The following is a 1,159-nucleotide window of genomic DNA, read 5'->3' on the forward strand; positions in this document are numbered from 1 at the left end:
GCTGACGAATCTGCTGACGAATCTGCTCTTTAGATCCACGTGCACCTGAATCAAGCATCATGTAAACCGAGTTAAAACCTTGGTTATCTGACGATAACTGAGTCATAACGAATGTAGTTAACCTGTTGTTGATACGGGTCCAGATATCAATAATCTGGTTGTAACGTTCGTTGTTGGTAATGAAACCCATGTTATAGTTGTTTCTTACCTCTTCAACTTCAGCTGCTGCCTGTTCTAATAAAGTATGTTTTTCTACCGGAATGTTTACGTCTTGTAAGTTGAACGATAAACCTCCCTGGAATGCCATACGGAATCCTAATTCTTTGATATCATCTAAGAATTGAGAAGCACGGGCCATACCAGTCATTTTCACTACTTCACCAATAATATCTCTTAAAGATTTTTTGGTTAATAATTCATTGATATAACCAACTTCTTCAGGGACCATTTGGTTGAACAATACTCTACCTACAGTGGTTTCAGTTAATTTATTAACGATAGAACCATCGCCTTGTTTAACATTTACCCTTACTTTGATAAATGCATGCAAGTCTAATTCTTTCTCGTTATAAGCAATGATAACTTCTTCCGGAGAATAGAAATTCGAATCCTGTCCTTTTACAACTCTGGTTTCATCTGTTCTACGGCCTTTAGTAATATAATAAAGACCCAAAACCATATCCTGTGATGGTACTGTAATTGGCGTACCGTTTGCAGGGTTTAAGATATTGTGTGCGGCCAACATTAATACTTGGGCTTCCAAAATTGCTGCATTACCTAAAGGTAAGTGGACAGCCATCTGGTCACCATCAAAATCGGCGTTGAACGCAGTACAAACTAGTGGGTGTAACTGGATTGCTTTTCCTTCAATTAATTTTGGCTGGAAAGCCTGAATACCTAGTCTGTGTAGCGTAGGTGCACGGTTTAATAATACCGGGTGACCTTTTAATACATTTTCTAAAATATCCCAAACTAATGGATCTTTTCTATCAACGATTTTCTTAGCAGATTTAACTGTTTTTACTACACCACGCTCAATCATCTTACGAATAATGAATGGTTTGTAAAGCTCAGCAGCCATATCTTTCGGAATACCGCACTCGTGCAATTTAAGGCTAGGCCCTACAACAATTACCGAACGAGCTGAATAATCCACACG

At 38.4% G+C, this 1,159-nt stretch carries 1 pseudogene; it reads right to left on the reverse strand.

The features are described 5' to 3' along the window. A pseudogene (locus tag AC1DND_RS28230) lies at nt 1-1,159 on the reverse strand (DNA-directed RNA polymerase subunit beta'); the annotation flags it as partial.

The organism is Pedobacter sp. 01N416 (genome assembly GCF_056399685.1).